Here is a 19,781-nt window from a genome sequence, read left to right on the forward strand (position 1 = left end):
AAAGAAACGAGATACCAAAGGAAGCCGCCTAAATCGGCGGCCCCGAGAGGACATACTGTACGGAAGGTGCTTGACTTTTACAGTTTAGAGAATGGTGGGCATATGAATTTCGTAATTTAAGAAATAAAATTGTACATGGAAGTATTGTAAAAAAAGTTGATTTAGTAAATCGAAAAAGAAATTATATCTTCGATTTATCTTTTGGATTTTATTTAGAATGCCTGAAGAAGACTCTAGAAAAAGAAAGAATATATAAATATAATCGAGCAGATAGAGCTTTTTGGGAAAAAACTATCGAAAAAATATAAAGAAAAAAACGGCGGGCACTAACCCACCGTTTTAAAAAATGGTTATAGCTTCTTTACATCTCCACGATAATCGCCGCGCCCTGGCCGCCGCCGATGCATAAAGTTGCAAGCCCCCTCTTAGCATTCCTCTCCTTCATGGCGTAGAGGAGTGTGGTGAGTATCCTCGCCCCGGAGGCGCCGATCGGGTGGCCCAGGGCAATGGCCCCGCCCTTAACGTTGATTATGTCCTTCATCCCCTCCATGCCGAGGTCCTTTATGACCGCCAGGGACTGGGACGCGAAGGCCTCGTTCGCCTCGATGAGGTCCATGTCCTCGATCTTGAGCCCCGCCTTCTCCAACGCCTTCCTCGTGGCCGGGATCGGGCCGGTCCCCATGATGGACGGATCCACGCCGTGGGAGGCGTACGATACGATCTTGGCCATCGGGGTGATGTTGAGCTCCTTTGCCTTTTCCGCGCTCATGACGATGAGGGCGGCCGCCCCGTCGTTTATTCCGGAGGCGTTTCCGGCCGTTACCGTGCCGTCCTTTTTGAAGGCGGGCTTTAGTTTCTGAAGTCCATCCATTGTCGAGCCAAGGCGGGGGTGTTCATCGGTGTCGAAGATTTTCGGATCGCCCTTCTTCTGGGGGATCTCCACCGGCACGATCTCGTCCTTGAACTTGCCCTCCTTTATCGCCCTTTCAGCCCTAAGCTGGCTTTCGAGGCCGAACTCGTCCTGCTCCTCTCTCGTCAGCTTCCACTGCTCCGCAATGTTCTCCGCGGTTATCCCCATGTGATAGCCGTTGAATATCTCCCAGAGCCCGTCGTGTATCATGATGTCCACAATGTCGCCGTCGCCCATGCGGTAGCCCCAGCGGGCGTTTCTCAGGGCGAAGGGGGCGTCGGTCATGTTTTCCGTTCCTCCCGCAAGGACGATCTCGGCGTCTCCCGCCTTGATTACCTGTGCGGCGAGGGATACCGAGCGAAGCCCCGAGGCGCAGACCTTGTTTATTGTCATGGCCGGGACCTCCTTCGGGATACCGCTTCCCATCGCGACCTGTCTGGCGACGTTCTGTCCCTGGCCGGCCTGCAGGACGCAGCCGAAGATCACCTCGTCGATATCGGCGGGACTTATCCCCGCCCTTTTAATAGCCTCTTTTACGACTATGATCCCGATCTTTATCGCTCCCTGATCTTTGAGGCCGCCCCCGAAAGATCCCACTGGGGTTCGGACGGCCGAGACTATTACAATATCTCTCATAAAAGACCTCCCTTTTTCAATTCAGCTCCTTGATTAAACAATTTTGTTCACTCTATACTATATCGAAATATTTTTTTGATTAAATATCAAGGTAATTTGATTAAGTCAAACTAAAAAACTATTTGCCGATATGATCCCATACTCCCCAATATTAAAATGAGGGGGAGATACACCCCCCCCTCATCTCCTCTTTTGATATGTAAGGACGATCTTCATCCCCCTTCCACGACCTTGAGCCCACTCCCGCCGTTACTATTGACCGACGGCCCCCTTACAAATTAAAACCCGTTTGCCCGTTTGATATGTTGACCGGTTGACCGAAGCAGGGTGGCCGACTATCAGAGCCCCAGGTGCCTCGATATAACTATCCTCTGAACCTCGCTTGTCCCCTCGCCGATCTCAAGGAGCTTCTGGTCACGGAAGAACCTCTCGACCGGATACTCCTTCATCAGCCCGTATCCGCCGTGAATCTGAACGGCCTCGGTGGCGACCCTTCTCATAACCTCGCTGCAGTAGAGCTTGGCCATTGCGGCGAGCTTGCTGAAGTCCTTTCCCTCTTCTCTCAGCCAGCATGCCTTGTAGAGCATGTTCCTCGCGGCCTCGATTTCCATCGCCATATCTGCAAGCTTGAAGGCGTTGATCTGGAATTTCCCAATCGGCTGGCCGAACTGCTCCCTCTCCTTTGCGTATTTAAGGGCCTCCTCGAAGGCGCCCTGGGCGCCGCCTAAGCCCATCGCGGCGATGGAGAGCCTTCCGCCGTCGAGCGTCGAGAGCATCTGCTTGAATCCCTCGCCCTTGTTTCCGAGGAGGTTTTCCTTTGGGACGGTAACGTCGTCGAAGTAGAGCTCTCCGGTGTCGGACGCCCTCCACATCATCTTGTTGGTCATCTTGACCTTTTTGAAGCCGGGCGTGTCCGATGGGACGAGGATGCAGGAGATCTCCTTTTTGCCGTGGGGCGTTGTTCCGGTAACGGTCTGGACGATGGTTACGCCGGCCATCTCGGACGTGGAGTTCGTTATGAATATCTTGGAGCCGTTGATGACCCAATTGCCGTCCTTGAGGACGGCGCTGGTCTTCGATGCCCCGGCGTCCGATCCCGCGTTAGGCTCCGTCAGTCCGAATGAAGCCAGAATCTCGCCGCCGCAGAGCTGCGGGAGCCAATCCTTTTTTTGCTTTTCGTTTCCGAAGTAGTAGATTGGGCCGATCCCGAGGGAGTTGCCCGCCGCCACGGTGGCGGCCTGTGAGCCATCCACCCGGGCGAGCTCCTCTACGGCTATGATATAGGAAATATACCCCGCATTAGAGCCGCCGTATTTCTCCGAGACGAACATCCCGAACAGCCCGAGCTCCGCCATCTGTTTTGTGATCTCTATCGAGAAATGGCCCTTTTCGTCGAGCTCCTCGGCCTTAGGCTTTATTACCTCTTGGGCAAATTCCCTGACCGTGTTTCTGAGGATATTTTGTTCTTCTGAAAGTTCGTAATTTAGCATGATTATCTATCTCAAATCTGTTTGCTATGCAGGCTCATACCACATAAGGAGCATCGGATGAATCACCGGCTCTTTAGTGTAGACCACCTTTACCGGCATCCCCGTCTTTATCTTCGTCCTTTCCGTTCCCCAGTTTCTCAGCTGGTGCGTAAAGAGGCTGTCCGCCCCGTCCATCTTGACCATGGCGAGCACGTAGGGGGTCTCGACATCCATGAAGCCCGGAACGAACTCGCTCACCGAGAAGCTGACGAGGGTTCCGGTGCCGGGAAGCTCCTTCCATTTGCATATCTCGAGACAATCGGGACACACGGGCCTGGGGATTGCCCAGACAAAGCCGCACTTGGGGCACTCGGTCGCGAAAAACTTCTTGTTTTCCAGCTCGATGAAGAACTTGGAGTACTTGCCCAGGCTGTGTCTGTAGGTTATTTCCATATTCCACTCGATCCGCATGATCTCGCGGAAGTCCTTCCACGGGTCCTGATCCTCCCTGTTGATCGGATTGTAGCTCAGTTTTGGGCCGATAGGATCGTCCGCCGTGAAGACCTGTAGTTTGGTTTTGACCATCCCCCTATCCTTCGGATCGATGTCTTCTATCTTTGGAAGCTTAGGGTAAAGGGTCTTTTCGGGATCTTGAAAAACGTTCTTTGCCATCTTATTATCTCCTCTCTTTTAGTCGACACGACGGAAAATGTTGACCGCCACGTAAGTTCCCGTGCCGCCGTGGGAGTCCATCCCCCCCTGGCCGTTGGTGAGCTTGACCTGACGCTGGGGGTGGGCCTCTTCCCTTAACTGGGTGAGTACTTCTATGCCCTGATTTATCCCCGTGGCGCCCACCGGGTGTCCCATGCCGATAAGGCCACCGGAGGTGTTTATCGGAATCTCGCCGCCGATGTCGAAGTAGCCCTCCTCGTAGAGCTTTCCGCTCTGACCGTATCCGCAGAGTCTCAAATCCTCACAGCTTACAAGCTCAACGCCGGAGTAGGCGTCGTGGACCTCGAAGCAGTCAAGCTCCTTGGCCGGGTTTTTGATGCCCGCCATCTTGTAGGCCTGCTCGGAGGCGAACTTCTTCGCCCTGAAGTGGGTGATGCCTGGATACGGGAACGGCCTGTCGGCAAGGCGCATGTAGTCGGTCCCGGAGCCGGTGCCCACAAGCTCGATCCTCGGCTTTCTGTACCACGATGTGGAGTGCGTCTTTGCCCATTCCTCGGTGGCAAAGATAAGACAGGACGCGCCATCCGAGAGGAGACAGTTGTCCAGAATCTTATAGGGTGAAGTGATAAGGGGCGAGTTCATCACGTCGTCCACAGTGATCTTCATGGGGCTCTGGGCGTACTCGTTGTACATCGCGTTTCTGTGGTTCTTTACGCTGGCCAGCGCAAACTGCTCCTCCTTGGTGCCGTACTTTTCCATATGGGAAAGCATCATCAGCGCGTAGTATGCGATGTAGAATCCCGCCACCTGAACCTCCCAGTCGGTGTCGGACGCCAGGGCGATGAACTGCTGGGCAACGTCCGACGGGACGTGGCGTCCCATGTTCTCCGACCCGTACACTATCATGGAATCGCAGAGGCCCGCCTTGATGTAGGCGTAGGCGTTCCTGATGGCGAGTCCCCCCGTGCCGCCGCCGCCCTCGACCCTGACGTTCGGCTTCGGGCACATGCCGATGCAGTCGTGAAAGATCGCCCCCTGTTTCAACTGCTTGTCGAAGTGGTCGGAGAAGTAGCTCGTGGTTGCGTGTTCGATGTCGGCTATCTCTACTCCCGCGTCTTTAACGGCTTCCATGGCCGCCTCGACAACCCAGTCCCTGATATTGCCGTCCGGGCGCTCGGCGGCCATCTTGGAAATACCGCCGCCCAGAACGAAAACCCTTCTGTCGCTCATAAAAATCCTCCTCTAATAGAACTTCTGTTTTTCCTAATCATCTTATAACTGTATCTCTCAGTCATTTCGAGTTGCGCGATGAGAAATAATTCAGCGTTGAAAAAGACCAAAGCATTACTCGCCTCGCCCTAAACGACTGGGAAACCGTCTTAAGGCCCGGTTCCCCTCCCTCCCCCCTTCCTTTCCCCATTCCCCACTCCCGGCCCTTAATTTCCGCATATTAACAAATTCCGGGATCGACCTCATACTGTGGATTTCAAGGCCCCAATATATTGAGCAAGTATTTTATCAGTGCCCATAACTAAATGATATAACTATAACTGTCCAATTGACGCCCTTTTGTCTTTGGGGCCTTCAGGTTTCATCCCCTGGGCCTTACGTTTCCCCTTATCCACTCGACTATCTTGTCCGTATCGTCGCCGGGTGTGAAGATCGCGCCGACACCCATCTCCTTCAGCTTCATAATATCGTCGTCCGGGATTATCCCGCCGCCGAAGACCGTGATGTCGTCGGCGCCCTCCTCCTTCAAGAGCCTGATCACCTCGGAAAAGAGGTGATTGTGTGCGCCGGAGAGGATCGAGAGCCCCACGCCGTCCACGTCCTCCTGCACTGCGGCGGAGACTATCATCTCCGGGGTCTGGTGAAGGCCGGTGTAGATCACCTCCATCCCGGCGTCCCGAAGGGCCCTGGCGACCACCTTGACGCCCCTGTCGTGCCCGTCGAGGCCCGGTTTCCCTATTAATATCCTGAGTTTTCTATCATCTTTCAATTACATGACCTCCTGAAAAAAACGGCGGATTTTTCTCCACCGTTTATATATACCCCGGATCTTTGTACTCCCCGAAGACCTCCTTTAGGGTGCCGGTCATCTCCTGAAGGGTGGCGTAGGCCTTTACGGATTCGAGGATGTGGGGCATGACGTTTTCCGTTCCCTCGGCGGCCTTCTTGAGCTTTGCCAGCTCCTCCTTTACCTTTGCGTTGTCCCGCTTTTTTATAACCTCGTTCAGGCGCTGTTTCTGCTCCCTCTCCACCGATTCGTCTATCACGAGGGTGTCTATCTCGCTATCTTCTTCCATGACGTATTTGTTGACGCCCACCATGATCTTTTCTCCCCTCTCCAGCTGCCTCTGATAGTGGTATGCGGCGTCCGCTATCTCTCTTTGGGGGAAACCGTTCTCTATGGCGGAGATTATCCCGCCCATCTCGTCGATCTTGTTTATGTAGTCAAAGGCCTGCTCTTCCATCCTGTTGGTCAGCGCCTCTACAAAGTACGAACCGCCGAGGGGATCGGTGGTGTTTGTGACTCCGCTCTCGTCGGCTATTATCTGCTGCGTTCTCAGGGCGATGGTTACGGCTTCCTCGGTGGGGAGAGAGAGGGTCTCGTCAAGCGAGTTTGTATGTAGCGACTGGGTTCCCCCCATGACCGCCGCCAGGGCCTGGATCGTTGTCCTGATTATATTATTCATCGGCTGCTGAGCGGCCAGCGAGCATCCTGCGGTCTGGGTGTGGAAGCGAAGCATCATCGACCTGGGGTCTTTTGGATTGAAGCGCTCCTTCATGATCTTCGCCCACATCCTCCTGGCAGCCCTGAACTTTGCCACCTCCTCGAAGAAGTCGTTGTGGGAGTTGAAGAAGTATGAGAGCCTTGGGGCGAACTCGTCGACGGTAAGGCCGGCCTTGAGGGCGGCGTTGACGTAGCCTATCCCGTCGGCCAGGGTGAAGGCCAGTTCCTGGACGGCGGTGGAGCCCGCCTCCCGGATGTGGTAGCCGGAGATCGATATCGTGTTCCAGCGGGGCACCTTGTCCTTGGCAAAGGCCAACAGGTCGGTTATGATCCTCATCGACTCCCTGGGCGGGAATATCCAAGATTTCTGGGCGATGTACTCCTTCAGGATGTCGTTCTGTATCGTCCCCCCGATCTTGCTTGACGAGATCCCCTGCTTTTCCGCCACGGCGATATACATGCAAAGGAGAATAGAGGCGGGGGCGTTTGTGGTCATGGACGTTGTGACCTTGTCCAGAGGGATGCCGTTAAAGAGATCTTCCATGTCGGCCAGGGTATCTATCGCGACGCCGCACTTTCCCACCTCCCCCATCGAGCGGGTGTCCGAGGAGCATATCCCCATGATTGTGGGCATATGAAATGCGACGGACAGCCCCGTGGTTCCGTGGGAGAGGAGGTATTTGTACCGTTCGTTGGTCTCCTTTGCCGTGGAGAAGCCGGCAAATTGGCGCATCGTCCAGAGGCGCCCCCTGTACATCGTCGGATACACCCCCCTCGTGAAGGGGTACTCCCCCGGGAATCCGAGGTCCCGCAGGTAGTCGAAATCGGGAAGGTCCCAGGGGCCGTAGAGCCGATCTATCTCGGCGTCGCTTACCGTTGTGAATCTTTCGGGCCTTTCGGGATTTTTTTGAACGAATTTGTTCAAGACTTCCTCTTCCCAGCGGGCCTTCTCCCGGGCGATTACATTGGGATCGCCCTTTTCCTTGTCCTCTTTTTTGTTTACCGCCATAATGTCCTCCCGACCAACAGAAGGTGATATTTATTGGATACCGTTAATTTTACCCCTATATTTTAAAACGCCATAATATATATTGTATATTGTGTTCCCTATATGCCGTCCACCAACAATTTGCACGACCCCCGGCCATCCACTTGTCCCCCGGCCGTTCACTATAAACGAATCCCGATCTTCCCCCCTGACATCTTTCCCGGCCCCGAGACTATCTCTCTATCCCCACTCTCGCCTCGACCCCGGCGTTATAGGGGTGTTTTACCTCTACCATCTCGGTTACGAGGTCGGCCATCTCGATTATCTCTTTCGGGGCGTATCTCCCCGTGAGGATAAGCTCGACTTCGGGGGGCTTTTTATTGATAAGCTCCAAGACATCATCGAGCCTTATCAGGCCGAAGTCGAGGGCGACGTTGATCTCGTCTAGGACAACGAGGTCATAGTCGCCGCTCGTTATCAGCTCTTTCGCGAGCTTCAACGCCTTCTCCGCCATCTCTATGTCGATTTGGGCGGGATTCTTCTTATCGACGAAGTCGGGTCGTCCCATCTGCCTTATGGTGATCGTCTCCGGCATCTTTTCGGCCGCTCCGAGCTCGCCGTAGTAGATATCGCCCTTCATAAACTGCACTATATAGGTCTTCAGGCCGTGGCCGCTTGCCCGAAACGCAAGGCCCAGCGCCGCCGTTGTCTTTCCCTTTCCGTTACCGGTGTATACCTGGACAAGCCCACGCCTTGGCTTTTTCATTCCCCTTCCTTTTCGAGCTTCTCGCGCATTCTCTGCTGGAATTCCTCGACCTCGGTTTTTAAGAGCTTCAATTCTTCTATCCTGTGATCGATCTCCCTACTGTGGTAGTCGAAGAGCTCGATGATGCGGGGGAACACCTTGGAGTTCTTCCTGTGGATCTTGTAGATGGCGTTGAGCTCCTGCATCTCGGCGAGGGTCAGGCCCAGCAGCTTGAGTTTTTTGATGAACCTCAGCCTCCTGAAGTCGCTCTCCGAGTAGATCCTTTTTCCTCCCTCCTTCCTCTTTACCTGATCCATGAGGCCGATCTCCTCGTAGTAGCGAATAGTCCTGGGGGAGATGTCGAGCCTCTCGGAGAGCTCGCTTATCGACATGTGGTTGTTTTTCGACTCCTCGTCGCCGCCCTCTTTTATAACACCGGCCGCAGATTTTTCGGCCATCTATAAGGTCCCCTTTCTGATCCTTTAATGCTAAAAACTCTCTTATTGTTCCGCGGGGATTTTTTAAAATTAGTAAAACTTGGGCAATCCGTCCATCGCCCGTTATCACTGTAGATACCGCCCCCCTCTTTTAACGGCCTCTTCCCTTATACAGGCACGCTTTCCCGTCCCCCTCCCAAATAGTGTTTGTCCCACTTTACCGGCAGCGTTCACCCCCCCTCGGCCCCCCCCTTTTACAGCCTCTTCCGTGTGCGGGAGTAATTTCCCGACCCCCTCTTCCCAAAGTTCGCGCGAAAGTATTTTCGCCCCCTTCTTGTGTGGGAGAAATTTCCCTGCCAACCTTGACCTAATCCGTGCGAAAATCTTGCCTCCCTCTTTGCCCCTGCTCCCCCCCGCCCCGCAGTTAATTATTTCCCCGATCCCCCACTTCCCAATCATCGCGAAGATCTTTTCGCTCCCCCTTTGTGCAAGGATATTTTCCCGATCCCCCCGTTCCGCAGTTAATTATTTTCCGACCCCCTCTCCTTGTGCGGGAACAATTTCCCGACCCCCCCTCCCTGCCACGTTACGTAAACTGGCAAACACATGTAAGGTATTTATCAAGAAAGGGTGGTGTTGTCAAGAAAAAAGTTGATTGACTCTTCAATCAACTTCCTTTTTTGTAGGCGACGGGGTGTTGTTTTTTCGATTTATGAGCCGCATCCGACGGACAAAATCCTTTATATTATTTGTGATCGGTGATATGGTGTTGGGAGAGGATGATGTTTTCTTTGGCCATAGATATTTATTTGAAAGGCTGTATATGGATTTGGATTACAAGCTGATCATAGTCGCCCTGGGCCTTATGTTCATCATTGAGGGGATTCCCTATTTTGCCTTTCCCCATCTCGTAAAGCGTTTGATGATTGAGGCGCTGAAGCTCCCCGACAGGGTGCTTCGGATATTCGGATTTATCGCCCTCGTATTGGGCCTTTTATTTATCTATTTGGGCAGCAGGGTGCTGGGTTAGGGGGCGATATTGCAGTATTTGGTTTGTCATGATTGATGGATGCCACAAATATCAAACAATCACCTTGACATTTCCTTGAAAATGTGCTTTTATCAATAAGTTTACTGTATTATCGTCGGATTTTTAAGGGTAAGCGTTGAGGGGACGGGGAAGAGGGCGGTTTGGAGAGTTCTGACTTTGACTTCTGCCTTTGAATATGGATATGATCTTCCCGATGGGATGATAGCCCAGGTGCCCGCCGAGACTAGGGGGGGATCGAGGCTGATGGTGCTGGACAGGCAAGGGAGGAGCGGGGTGGGTCATTATTCGTTTTCGGATATAGGGAAGTTTCTTAAGAAAGGGGACCTCGTTGTCGTCAACGACAGCCGGGTCGTGCCGGCGGTTGTTCACGGCCGGAAGGTCACGGGGGGTAGGGTGAGGCTGTTGTTTCTCGGCGATGGGGGTAACGGTCTGGGGAAGGGTGAGAAGAGTTATCGTGGCTACCGCTGTTTGATCTACGGGAAGAGGGTGAGGAGAGGGACTAAGCTGCTGCTGCCGGGCGGGGCCGAGGTGGTCGTGCTGGGTAGGGGGGAGGAAGAGGGAGGGGACGGCTTTGGCGGGGGGTATTGGGTGTCTCTTGCGGGGGGGGTCGGGGAGGACAGGGGGGCTTTGTTTGAATATCTCGAAAGGTGGGGGAGGACGCCCCTGCCGCCCTATATAAAGCGATCCGGCAACGGAGCGGGAGGTGAGGGGAAAGTTGGGAGCGATGATATAGAGGAGCTGGACCGCAGGCGTTACCAGACGGTGTACGCCGGGCCGCCCGGATCGGTGGCGGCGCCCACGGCGGGGCTCCACTTCGACGAGGGGGCCATCGCGGAATTGGAGGGGCAAGGGGTCGAGTTTGCGAAGATCACCCTCCACGTGGGCCTGGGGACGTTTCTCCCCATAAGGTCTTCAAGGCTGGAAGACCACGTCATGCACGGGGAGGAATACGAGATAAGCTGCGGGACGGCCGAGGCCGTAAACAGGGCGAGGGCGGAGGGGCGGAGGGTCGTCGCCGTAGGCACGACGACCGTAAGGGGGCTGGAGAGTGCTGTTAATGAGAATGGGGAGGTTAAGGCAGGGAGGGATGTGACGTCGCTGTTCATAACGCCGGGTTACAGGTTCAGGGTCGTGGACGTTCTTCTGACTAATTTTCACCTACCCCGGTCGACCTTGGTCGTTCTGGTCTCCGTATTTTGCGAGGCCCCTGGAGTCTCGGGAAGCGAGATGATCCTAAGGGCCTACAGGGAAGCGATAGAGAAAGGGTACAGGTTCTACAGCTACGGCGACGCGATGCTGATCATCTAACGTGGGGTTGGTCAATAATTTTAGGGGGGGCCGGATGTTTATCGGGGGAGGGGTGCTGGATGTTTTCAGGGGGGGTGGCGGGCAGGATATTTTGAAATGCTCAATATATTAACTGAACAATATTAAAGATCAGTCGGATTAATATTTTAGACACCTGATCGGGGTTGTGGGAAACAGGCGATTTTTTTGGGGGGGTGGCGGATATTTTGGCTGGGGTCGGGCGGAGTATTTTTGGCGAATGAAGTGTTTTTTTGTTGGGCCGTTTTTTAATTAATAGAGTTATATAGTAAGGTGGTTATTTGGGGTGGAGGGGGAGAGAGAATAGAGGATTTTAAATATAGATATGTGTCGGGGTGCGGCGAGATACGGCAAGTGGGGCCGATGTTCTCTTACAGGATAACTCATAGGAGCGGCGAGTGCGGCGCCCGCATCGGGGAGCTTGAGACGCCCCACGGCCTAGTCAAGACGCCGGTCTTTATGCCTGTCGGCACCCAGGCGACGGTCAAGGGGATGAGTCCCGACCGCCTCCGTGAACTGGGGGCCGAGATAGTTCTTTCAAATACGTATCACCTTTACCTGAGGCCGGGGCACGAAGTGATAGAGAGGCTCGGGGGGCTTCACAGGTTCATGGGCTGGGACCGGCCGATCTTGACCGACAGCGGGGGATTTCAGGTCTACAGCCTGGGGGAGCTGAGGAAGCTCTCTGAGGAGGGGGTAAAGTTCCAGTCGCACCTTGACGGCTCGACCCACGTCCTCACCCCGGAGGGAGCGGTCTCGATACAGGAGTCGCTCGGGGCGGACATCATAATGTGCCTCGACGAGTGCACCTCCTACCCATCCTCCTACGAGGACACGAGGAGGTCTATGGAGTTGACGTTGAGGTGGGCCGAGAGGTCGAAGGGGGCGAAGGACGGGAATAAAGACAGGCAGGCGCTCTTCGGCATCGTTCAGGGGGGGATGTACGAGGATTTGAGGCGGGAGTCGGCTGCGGGGACCGTGGATATCGGCTTTCCCGGATACGCCGTGGGGGGGCTCTCGGTGGGGGAGTCGAAGGGGCTGATGTACGAGATGGTGGAAATAGCCCTGTCGCTTCTGCCCGAGGAAAAGCCCCGCTACATCATGGGCGTGGGCACGCCGGAAGATTTGGTCAATTTGTCTGGAATGGGCGCGGACATGTTCGACTGTGTGATGCCCACGAGAAACGCCAGAAACGGCACCCTCTTCACGTCGAAGGGGAAGGTTATAATAAAAAACGAAAGGTACAAGGATGACGGTGCCCCAGTGGACGACGACTGCACGTGTTACACCTGCAGGAATTTCTCCCGGGCGTACCTCAGGCATCTTTTCATGGCGGGGGAGATTCTCTCGTCAATATTGAACACCCTGCATAACCTCCACTTCTACTTCTCCGTCATAAGGGGAATCAGGGAGGCTATTTATGGTGATAGGTTTTTGTCATTTAAGAGGGATTTTTTTAACAGAATAGAGGGAGATTTGTAAATGGTACCCTTGGAAATTTTTTTCGCCCTTGCACAGAAGGAGGGGGCTGAGGGCGGGAACGCCCTTATCCAGTTCGCGCCGATAATACTCATCTTTGTTGTCTTCTATTTCCTCCTCATCAGGCCGCAGCAGAAACGCCAGAAGGAGCATCAGGGCATGGTAAACGAGCTGAAAAAGGGAGACAACGTCATCACCGCGGGGGGAATCCACGGAACCGTAACTGGGGTTGCTGATAATATCGCCACGGTCGAGATCGCCAACAACATCAGGATAAAGGTCACGAAGTCGTCGATAGCGGCGGTAAAGAAGGAGGGGCAGCCCATAAACTGATAGGCCGATTTCAGCGGCGGGGGCGTCATGGGCCGAGGGAGAAAGGGAATTATTTCATTCCGCCGTCTGTTTCGTCCAACTCGTCGCTTGGTATATAGGAAGCAACTGGAAAGGTCAAACCTCTTCAGCAATGGAAAAAGGAGATATCTATTTGCTGAATGTTGATGTCACCAAAATATTAGTATTGTAATATCGCGGGTGATATTAGGGGCAATTTTTCAAATCGATAATCGGGACTGATCTGTCGATGGAAGATTCCCCTCAGGAGTAAAAGATGATAAAGGATTTGAATATCAGGATTGCGATTATTGTCGTGGTGGTCTTGGTATCCGTCGTGTACCTGACCCCCACCTTCTTCTTTGATGGGGGCGGGAAGGTGCCCGATTTCTGGAAGAAGGCCAAGATACTCCCCACGAAGACCCTGAACCGGGGGCTCGACCTCGAGGGGGGGATGCACATGCTTCTCGGCGTCGACCTGGAGGAATCGCTGATCAACACGATGGACAGGATGACCGTCGAGATAAAGACTTATCTCGACAAGGAAGAGATCCCGTACCGTCACGTGGAGAGACACGGAACGGACGGCATCCGCATCGTGCTGACAGACCCGGAAAAACAGGACGACCTGAAGGCGTATATCAACAAGACCTACAGGTTCTTCGAGATTGTCGAGACCTCCACGCTGGGGGGTGAATTCGAGGTAACCTATAAATACAGGGAGAAGGATCTTCTGGCCTTCAAGGACAGGACGGTGGACCAGACCCTGGAGACTATCAGAAACAGGGTGGACGAGCTGGGCCTGGCCGAACCGGAGATCGTGCGGCAGGGTGACTACGACATCCTCGTTCAGCTTCCGGGCCTGGCCGACGCCGAAAAGGCCAAGTCCCTTATCAAGAAGGTGGCGCTTCTGGAGTTCAAGCTGGTGGATGATAAGAACGACCTCGCCGAAGCCTTGAAGGGAAACGTGCCGGAGGGATCGGAGATCTTGTATCAAAAGATAAAAGACAGGGACACGGGGGAGCTGCTGGAGACCAAACCCTACCTAATCGAAAAGAAGACCCTTATGACCGGAGAGGTGATCACCGACGCGAACATCAGCATAAGCTCATCGGGGAGGGGGTATCCCCACGTGGCGATGAATTTCGATTCGAGGGGGGAGGCACTCTTTGAGAAAATATCCGGCGACAACGTGGGGAGGAACCTCGCCATCATCCTGGACAACTCCGTCTATTCCGCCCCGGTAATTAAGACGAAGATCTCGGGCGGTTCCGCCATCATCGAAGGGAGCTTCACCAAAGAGGAGGCGAGCGAGCTGGCGATTGTCTTGAGGGCCGGCGCCCTCCCCGCAAAGATCACAGTACACGAGGAGAGGACCGTGGGTCCCTCCCTGGGGGAGGACTCGATAAGAAAGGGCTTTATGGCGACTTTGATCGGCAGCGCCCTCGTTATCATAGCCATGGTCCTCTACTACGGGGCCTCCGGGCTTGTGGCCGACCTGGCGCTGTTTTTAAACATGATAATAATCCTGGCCGTTATGAGCGCCCTCCAGGCGACGCTGACCCTTCCCGGAATCGCGGGAATTGCCCTTACCATCGGCATGGCAGTGGACGCAAACGTACTCGTCTTCGAGAGGGTCAGGGAGGAGCTGAGGCTCGGAAAGACCCCGAGGGCCGCGCTGGAGGGGGGCTATTCCAAGGCCTTCCTCACGATTATGGACGCCAACGTGACGACCCTCATCGCGGCGCTGGTCCTGTTTCAGTTCGGGACGGGGCCGGTAAAGGGGTTTGCGGTAACCTTGAGCATCGGTATCCTTACAAGCCTCTTTACCGCCATATTCGTTTCGAGAACCATATTCGATTTGGTAACTTCCCGCTTCAGGATTAAGAGACTGAGCGTATAGAGGAGGAACAAAATGGAACTGATAAAGCCGGGAACCAAGATAGATTTCATCGGAAAAAGAAGATATGCGTACCTCTTCTCTCTGATCCTGATTGCTGTCAGCGTAGGCTCCCTAATTCTTCACGGAGGGCCGAACTACGGAATAGATTTCGCCGGAGGAAGCCTCATTCAAGTCAAATTCAACAAGGCGGTGGGCATTAAGGATGTGAAGAACGTCCTTTTAAAGATGGGGCTTAAAGAAGCCATAGTCCAGAACTTCAAGGAAGGGGAGGAAAACGAGTATATCATTCGCGTCGTGAGGACCGAGATGGATATCACCACCCTCTCTGAAAAGGTGAAGGAGAATATGGACAAAAAATTCGGGTTCGGCTCAGTGGATCTGCGCCGGGTGGAGATGGTCGGCCCCAAGGTGGGGGAAGACCTGAAGAAGAAGGGGCTCTACGCCGTCCTTCTCGCCGTTGTCGGGATACTCATATACGTTTCGGTGAGATTTGAGTTTAGATACGCCCTGGGGGCCGTCATTGCGTTGGTCCACGATGCCACTATCACCCTGGGGGCGTTCTCCATCCTCAACCTCGAAGTCTCCCTTCCCATTGTGGCGGCGATCCTCACGGTAATAGGGTATTCGATCAACGACACGATCGTCGTCTTCGACAGGGTCAGGGAAAACATGAGAAAGGCGAGGAAGACACCGGAGGACGAGGTGATGAATGAGAGCATAAACGAGACCCTCTCTAGGACCATCATGACTTCGGGCATGACTCTCCTAGCGGTCTTGGCCCTCTACTTTTTTGGCGGCGGCGTTATTCACGATTTTGCCTTTGCCCTGATCGTGGGAATCGTAATAGGTACTTACTCAACAATATACATTGCATCCCCGGTGGTCTTGATATGGAACAAACTGTTTCCGCAGAAAAGCCCGCTCCAAAAAGGGAGGCGAAAGAGGAGATAGCGGCTCTTATTCCGGCCTACAACTCGGAGGACACCGTTGGAAGGGTCGTTGACGGAATAAAAGAATATGTTCCTCACGTCGTTGTCGTGAACGACGGCTCGACGGACAAGACCGAAGAGGCCGCCGCAGAATCCGGCGCCGTTGTGGTAAATCACAAGGCCCGCCGGGGAAAGGGGGAGGCTCTAAAGACGGGATTCGCAGCGCTGATGGAGGGGGGTTACGGGGCGATCCTCACCATGGACGCCGACCTCCAGCACGATCCAGGGGATATTCCCCCATTGATCGAAAAATATCGGGAGGGAGGCTTCGGGATCGTCATCGGATCGAGGATGGCGTCGAAAAAGGATATCCCGAGATACCGCCTTGTTCCTAACCTCGTCGGAAACTTTTTCCTCTCGAACGCCTCGGGAAGAGATATCGAGGACAGCCAATCCGGAATGCGCATATATTCGGCGAGGCTCTTGAAGGCGATAAATCTCACCACCTCCAAATACGATACCGAGGCCGAGGCGATAATAAAGGGAGGAAAGGCGGGTTTCGACTTCGCCTTCGTGCCGATCAAGGCAATCTACGCCGAGGACCAAAAAACCTATTTCAGGCCCGTTGTTGACACATACCTCATATCCATAGTTTATCTCAGAAGTCTTTTTTGGAAGCGTGGAACGGCCTAAAATATAATAATAATTGTTCTTAAATAAGTATTTTTCCTTGACCGTAGTCCCAAATCGTAATAAAATCGGGAATAACTACAGAGGTTGATTTCTGACATGTCAATTTACGATGAAATAAGAAGGTTCGTTCTCGTTCAGACCATCCACCACGGGATAGGTGTTCTGTCCAAGTTCTCCGACAGGGGTCTTATAAACACCACCTACTGGATGGAGAAGATCACGAAGAGGGATCACTATAAAAGGGCCATAAGGAGGATAAGGGAGCTTTTCGAGAGCGGTCATCCGAGCTTTATCGTCTTAAAGAAGGTCCTTAAGGAGACGCACCCCCGCCACAGGAAGCGTCTGGTCAAGGCCTTCATAATAAACCAGCTCTTGATCGGGAGCAACCGCAGAAAGGAGTTTTCCGAGACCCCAGGGGGCTTCTATCCCCCCGGCCTTATGGTCCTCTCCCCCACGATGAGGTGCAATCTCAACTGCTTCGGCTGTTACGCCGGCAGTTACGACAGGAGCGAGGAGCTGTCTTTCAAGACCCTCGACCGGATCCTCAACGAGGGGAAGGAGATCGGAATGTTCTTCGCCGTTGTGTCGGGCGGGGAGCCTTTCTTCAGAAAGGACCTGATGGACCTCTTTGAAAAGCACCACGACGTCGCCTTTCAGGTCTACACCCACGGGGGGCTCCTTGATAAGGACCTCGTCAAGAGGATAGCGAGGGCGGGAAACATCCTTCCCGCCATAAGCATCGAGGGCTTCGAGGAGGAGACCGACAAAAGAAGGGGGAAGGGACACTACAAAAAGGTCATGGAAGCGATGAGGCTCTTGAGGGAGGAGGGGGTCCTGTTCGGCTTTTCCTCGACCCAGACCAGGCTAAACGCCTCCTTCATAACGAGCGAGCCCTTCATAGACCACATGATCGATGTGGGATGTACCGTGGGGTGGTACTTCTCTTACATCCCGATCGGGAGGGAGCCGAACCTCGAGCTCGTCCCCACCCCAGAGCAGAGGGACAACCTAAGGAGGTGGGTGCTCCACGTAAGGAACACCAAGCCGATCCTCGCGGCCGACTTCTGGAACGACGGGCCGGTCGTGGGGGGTTGTATCGCCGCCGGCAGAAAATACTTCCACATAAACTCCAAGGGGGACGTGGAGCCCTGTGTCTTCGCCCACATCGCCAGCCACAACATTAACAACACGACCCTGAAGGAGGCCCTGAACTGCGACCTCTTCAAGTTCATCAGGGAAACCCAGAGAAATAACCCAAACCTCTTAAGACCCTGCATGATTATAGACCATCCCGAGGTATTAAGGGAGGCCTCTTCAATGGACGGGGTATACTTTACGCACAAGGGTGCCGATAATATCGTATCGGAGATAGCTGATTTTCTGGACAGCTACGCCCTGGAATACGCCGAATTCGCCGAGAAGGCATGGGAGGGGTATGATCACCCATAAATCACTGGGCAAGGTGGGGGTTGGGAATGATTGTTGGGGGAGTTGGGTGATAATTGGGGGGCTGGGCGATAATTATGATTTGGGGGTCAGGGGGAGGATGATGGTTGGAGGATTGGGAGGTGGCAAGGAGAGATGATTGGGGGATGACGTTTTAGGGAGTGAAGATTGGGGGGCGGGGGGGATGGGAGTTGATGGGAGTCGCTGTTTAGGTATAGCGGGAATGAAATTAAATTTTAACCGATAAACCATACAACTTTTCTAAATATGCTAAAGGGGGATCGTCTCCTCCTATTTATTTTGTTCTTTTAACGGAGATATTTTCTAAATATGAGCATTTTTTCTGAGTCGGGCCTTGGGCCCGTCGAGTTGTCTTTGATAAAGGGCGGTGAAAGAAAGGCCCGGGGTTTTCGGGCTTTTATTTTATTTACAGTACTCGCCCTCTTTTTCACCTCGTGCACCCTCAAGGTGGCTAAACCCACATCCGATATTCCGCCGTATCTGAGCGCGGAGGAGATGCTTGAGGCCCTGAAAACCGCCGGGGCAAAGGTCGAAAATATAAAGGGTGTAATGACAATCCGTGTCCTGAACGCGGAGGGCAAATCGGAAAACAGCATGAGCGGGTATGTGGCCTTCGCCCCTCCGGACAAGATGAGCTTTTCATACGTGGGCCCTCTGGGGATGATATTTTTTGCGGCAGTCAGAAACGGGGACAAGGTGATCTTCTATCTCCCCCAGCAGGGAAGGGCCTATGTGGGGAGTGTAAGCGAGATGAAGGCGGGGCCGCTGAACAACACCCTTCTTATAACACCGTTTTCGATCCCAAAGGGCGAGATCTTTTTCGTCGAGCACCAGGGTGCCGTAAGCACTATCTACGGGCTCGAGAGGGTTGAGGAGAGGTGGGAGATCTCCGAGAAGCTGGTTGTGGACAGGGAAAAGATGAGACCCATGGAGAGGCTGTTTTTCATGGACGGGGTGGAGGCGGTTCGGATCACATATCTCGAATATGCCGAGATCGACGGTGTTCCCGTCCCAACCCTCGTTTCCATAAAAAATACGGGAGGGAGTGAAAAGGAGGGCGAGATCAAGATCGGCCTAAAGAATGTCGAGCTGAACAAGACGCTGAACCCAGAGGTCTTTGACACAGAGGTCGGAGAGGGGTGGATTGTGGACGGGATCGGCAATTTTGTCATCCCGAAATTTTAAGAAGCATCTAAACGGGTACGTCGGGGGATGAAATTAGCCTCTCTTCTTCTGCCGTGGCCGCAAAAATCCAAGGGTTGGGAGGCCGCTCTTTACCATCGGCGGTTAAAAAATACCAAAATGTGTAACCAAGAAGGCCGCACATCTTTTCCATTTACGATACGGCGCGGGTAAGCACGCACGGAACGACGGCGGCCTACTTTTTAAAGTTTTTGGCTTGAATTTTTTATAAAAATCCATTATTTTGACACTAATATAGGAATTTCAAAACTTTGGATCAGGAGAGATATTATGAAATTAAAGAAGATTTTGCTTTTACTGTTTATACTGTCGATCGCCCTCGTTACGGCCGTTAACGCTTATGCGCAGCGGACGGCGTCCCAGACCCATACCTTCGCTCTGGAGAAGTGGATTACGATCAATCTGAGCGTTGAGGGCATTTCGGTAAAGGAGCTCAGGTTTTTCAACGATACCAAGACCACCGGGGGCACCTTCGGGATAAACCCGACAAGCGGGCCTTACATGAATTTCGTTGTCTACAACGATGCGTACCACGAGGTGGACTACGGTATAGCCGTTGCGCTCTTCGACAAAAAGAACAATCTGATTACGGCCGAGTCGTATACGCACCCCGGCGAAATCGACGCCGGAGAGAGACATGAGGGGACAATCATCTTCGGCCCCGTCAACAGGAGATACCACGAGGCTTCCTATTTTAAAATAGCCCTGGAGATCTACTGATTTTTAGGTTGAGAAACCACTATTTAAATTAGTTCCTATCTTGTTTTATATAGCTATTCTCATAATAGGGACGGCGGCATTTGTCCTGT

18 protein-coding genes are annotated in these 19,781 nt (G+C 53.5%); 10 read left to right on the forward strand and 8 right to left on the reverse strand.

Annotated elements, in window-relative coordinates; translation table 11 throughout:
• Window positions 1-361: 361 nt before the first annotated feature.
• The 8 genes from JW984_03295 to JW984_03330 form a co-directional block, all read right to left on the reverse strand.
• A complete protein-coding gene (locus JW984_03295) occupies window positions 362-1,546 on the reverse strand; it encodes an acetyl-CoA C-acetyltransferase (protein MBN1572205.1) in 1,185 nt (394 codons plus the stop codon).
• Between the two features lie 338 nt (window positions 1,547-1,884).
• Window positions 1,885-3,036, reverse strand: coding sequence for an acyl-CoA dehydrogenase family protein (locus JW984_03300; protein ID MBN1572206.1), 1,152 nt, complete (start codon window positions 3,034-3,036; stop codon window positions 1,885-1,887).
• 24 nt (window positions 3,037-3,060) lie between these two features.
• Window positions 3,061-3,687: an OB-fold domain-containing protein gene (locus JW984_03305; GenBank protein ID MBN1572207.1), complete on the reverse strand. Its 627-nt coding sequence runs from the start codon at window positions 3,685-3,687 to the stop codon at window positions 3,061-3,063.
• 18 nt (window positions 3,688-3,705) lie between these two features.
• Entirely contained in the window at window positions 3,706-4,917 is a 1,212-nt protein-coding gene (locus JW984_03310) for a thiolase domain-containing protein (GenBank protein MBN1572208.1), read from the reverse strand.
• 361 nt (window positions 4,918-5,278) lie between these two features.
• Window positions 5,279-5,686, reverse strand: coding sequence for a cobalamin B12-binding domain-containing protein (locus tag JW984_03315; protein MBN1572209.1), 408 nt, complete (start codon window positions 5,684-5,686; stop codon window positions 5,279-5,281).
• Between the two features lie 43 nt (window positions 5,687-5,729).
• Window positions 5,730-7,430, reverse strand: a complete 1,701-nt coding sequence (locus JW984_03320) for a methylmalonyl-CoA mutase family protein (protein MBN1572210.1) — start codon at window positions 7,428-7,430, stop codon at window positions 5,730-5,732.
• A gap of 211 nt (window positions 7,431-7,641) precedes the next feature.
• Complete coding sequence (gene cobO, locus JW984_03325; protein MBN1572211.1) at window positions 7,642-8,175, reverse strand: cob(I)yrinic acid a,c-diamide adenosyltransferase; 534 nt, start codon at window positions 8,173-8,175, stop codon at window positions 7,642-7,644.
• Complete coding sequence (locus JW984_03330) at window positions 8,172-8,612, reverse strand: MerR family transcriptional regulator (protein ID MBN1572212.1); 441 nt, start codon at window positions 8,610-8,612, stop codon at window positions 8,172-8,174. The genes cobO and JW984_03330 overlap by 4 nt, the downstream gene beginning before the upstream one ends.
• An 802-nt stretch (window positions 8,613-9,414) precedes the next feature.
• Between JW984_03330 and JW984_03335 the strand changes: the two genes are divergently transcribed.
• The 10 genes from JW984_03335 (at window position 9,415) to JW984_03380 (ending at window position 19,692) form a co-directional block, all read left to right on the forward strand.
• Window positions 9,415-9,621, forward strand: coding sequence for a DUF2065 domain-containing protein (locus JW984_03335; protein ID MBN1572213.1), 207 nt, complete (start codon window positions 9,415-9,417; stop codon window positions 9,619-9,621).
• 219 nt (window positions 9,622-9,840) lie between these two features.
• The gene (queA, locus tag JW984_03340; GenBank protein ID MBN1572214.1) at window positions 9,841-10,950 is read left to right on the forward strand and encodes a tRNA preQ1(34) S-adenosylmethionine ribosyltransferase-isomerase QueA; all 1,110 of its coding nucleotides are present in this window, start codon (window positions 9,841-9,843) and stop codon (window positions 10,948-10,950) included.
• A 381-nt stretch (window positions 10,951-11,331) separates the two neighbouring features.
• Entirely contained in the window at window positions 11,332-12,450 is a 1,119-nt protein-coding gene (tgt, locus tag JW984_03345) for a tRNA guanosine(34) transglycosylase Tgt (GenBank protein ID MBN1572215.1), read from the forward strand.
• The gene (gene yajC / locus JW984_03350) at window positions 12,451-12,780 is read left to right on the forward strand and encodes a preprotein translocase subunit YajC (protein MBN1572216.1); all 330 of its coding nucleotides are present in this window, start codon (window positions 12,451-12,453) and stop codon (window positions 12,778-12,780) included.
• 274 nt (window positions 12,781-13,054) lie between these two features.
• Window positions 13,055-14,680, forward strand: coding sequence for a protein translocase subunit SecD (gene secD / locus JW984_03355; protein ID MBN1572217.1), 1,626 nt, complete (start codon window positions 13,055-13,057; stop codon window positions 14,678-14,680).
• 12 nt (window positions 14,681-14,692) lie between these two features.
• Complete coding sequence (gene secF / locus JW984_03360; GenBank protein MBN1572218.1) at window positions 14,693-15,631, forward strand: protein translocase subunit SecF; 939 nt, start codon at window positions 14,693-14,695, stop codon at window positions 15,629-15,631.
• A complete protein-coding gene (locus JW984_03365) occupies window positions 15,571-16,302 on the forward strand; it encodes a glycosyltransferase family 2 protein (protein MBN1572219.1) in 732 nt (243 codons plus the stop codon). The genes secF and JW984_03365 overlap by 61 nt, the downstream gene beginning before the upstream one ends.
• 96 nt (window positions 16,303-16,398) lie before the next feature.
• Window positions 16,399-17,751, forward strand: a complete 1,353-nt coding sequence (locus JW984_03370; GenBank protein ID MBN1572220.1) for a radical SAM protein — start codon at window positions 16,399-16,401, stop codon at window positions 17,749-17,751.
• Window positions 17,752-18,078: 327 nt separating this feature from the next.
• Window positions 18,079-18,954, forward strand: a complete 876-nt coding sequence (locus tag JW984_03375; GenBank protein ID MBN1572221.1) for a hypothetical protein — start codon at window positions 18,079-18,081, stop codon at window positions 18,952-18,954.
• A gap of 288 nt (window positions 18,955-19,242) precedes the next feature.
• Window positions 19,243-19,692 carry a hypothetical protein gene (locus JW984_03380; protein MBN1572222.1) on the forward strand — a complete coding sequence of 150 codons (450 nt, stop codon included), beginning with the start codon at window positions 19,243-19,245 and terminating at the stop codon, window positions 19,690-19,692.
• Window positions 19,693-19,781: the final 89 nt, after the last annotated feature.

The sequence above is a fragment of the Candidatus Zymogenus saltonus genome, from assembly GCA_016929395.1.
Classification (GTDB): Bacteria; Desulfobacterota; Zymogenia; order Zymogenales; family Zymogenaceae; genus Zymogenus; species Zymogenus saltonus.

Excerpts from the sequence above, each read along its gene's own strand:
- JW984_03295 (MBN1572205.1), bottom strand. The coding sequence starts at position 1,546 with ATGAGAGATATTGTAATAGTCTCGGCCGTCCGAACCCCAGTGGGATCT.
- JW984_03300 (MBN1572206.1), bottom strand. The coding sequence starts at position 3,036 with ATGCTAAATTACGAACTTTCAGAAGAACAAAATATCCTCAGAAACACG.
- JW984_03305 (MBN1572207.1), bottom strand. The coding sequence starts at position 3,687 with ATGGCAAAGAACGTTTTTCAAGATCCCGAAAAGACCCTTTACCCTAAG.
- JW984_03310 (MBN1572208.1), bottom strand. The coding sequence starts at position 4,917 with ATGAGCGACAGAAGGGTTTTCGTTCTGGGCGGCGGTATTTCCAAGATG.
- JW984_03320 (MBN1572210.1), bottom strand. The coding sequence starts at position 7,430 with ATGGCGGTAAACAAAAAAGAGGACAAGGAAAAGGGCGATCCCAATGTA.
- cobO (MBN1572211.1), bottom strand. The coding sequence starts at position 8,175 with ATGAAAAAGCCAAGGCGTGGGCTTGTCCAGGTATACACCGGTAACGGA.
- JW984_03330 (MBN1572212.1), bottom strand. The coding sequence starts at position 8,612 with ATGGCCGAAAAATCTGCGGCCGGTGTTATAAAAGAGGGCGGCGACGAG.
- JW984_03335 (MBN1572213.1), top strand. The coding sequence starts at position 9,415 with ATGGATTTGGATTACAAGCTGATCATAGTCGCCCTGGGCCTTATGTTC.
- queA (MBN1572214.1), top strand. The coding sequence starts at position 9,841 with ATGATAGCCCAGGTGCCCGCCGAGACTAGGGGGGGATCGAGGCTGATG.
- tgt (MBN1572215.1), top strand. The coding sequence starts at position 11,332 with ATGTTCTCTTACAGGATAACTCATAGGAGCGGCGAGTGCGGCGCCCGC.
- yajC (MBN1572216.1), top strand. The coding sequence starts at position 12,451 with ATGGTACCCTTGGAAATTTTTTTCGCCCTTGCACAGAAGGAGGGGGCT.
- secD (MBN1572217.1), top strand. The coding sequence starts at position 13,055 with ATGATAAAGGATTTGAATATCAGGATTGCGATTATTGTCGTGGTGGTC.
- secF (MBN1572218.1), top strand. The coding sequence starts at position 14,693 with ATGGAACTGATAAAGCCGGGAACCAAGATAGATTTCATCGGAAAAAGA.
- JW984_03365 (MBN1572219.1), top strand. The coding sequence starts at position 15,571 with ATGGAACAAACTGTTTCCGCAGAAAAGCCCGCTCCAAAAAGGGAGGCG.
- JW984_03370 (MBN1572220.1), top strand. The coding sequence starts at position 16,399 with ATGTCAATTTACGATGAAATAAGAAGGTTCGTTCTCGTTCAGACCATC.
- JW984_03375 (MBN1572221.1), top strand. The coding sequence starts at position 18,079 with ATGAGCATTTTTTCTGAGTCGGGCCTTGGGCCCGTCGAGTTGTCTTTG.
- JW984_03380 (MBN1572222.1), top strand. The coding sequence starts at position 19,243 with ATGAAATTAAAGAAGATTTTGCTTTTACTGTTTATACTGTCGATCGCC.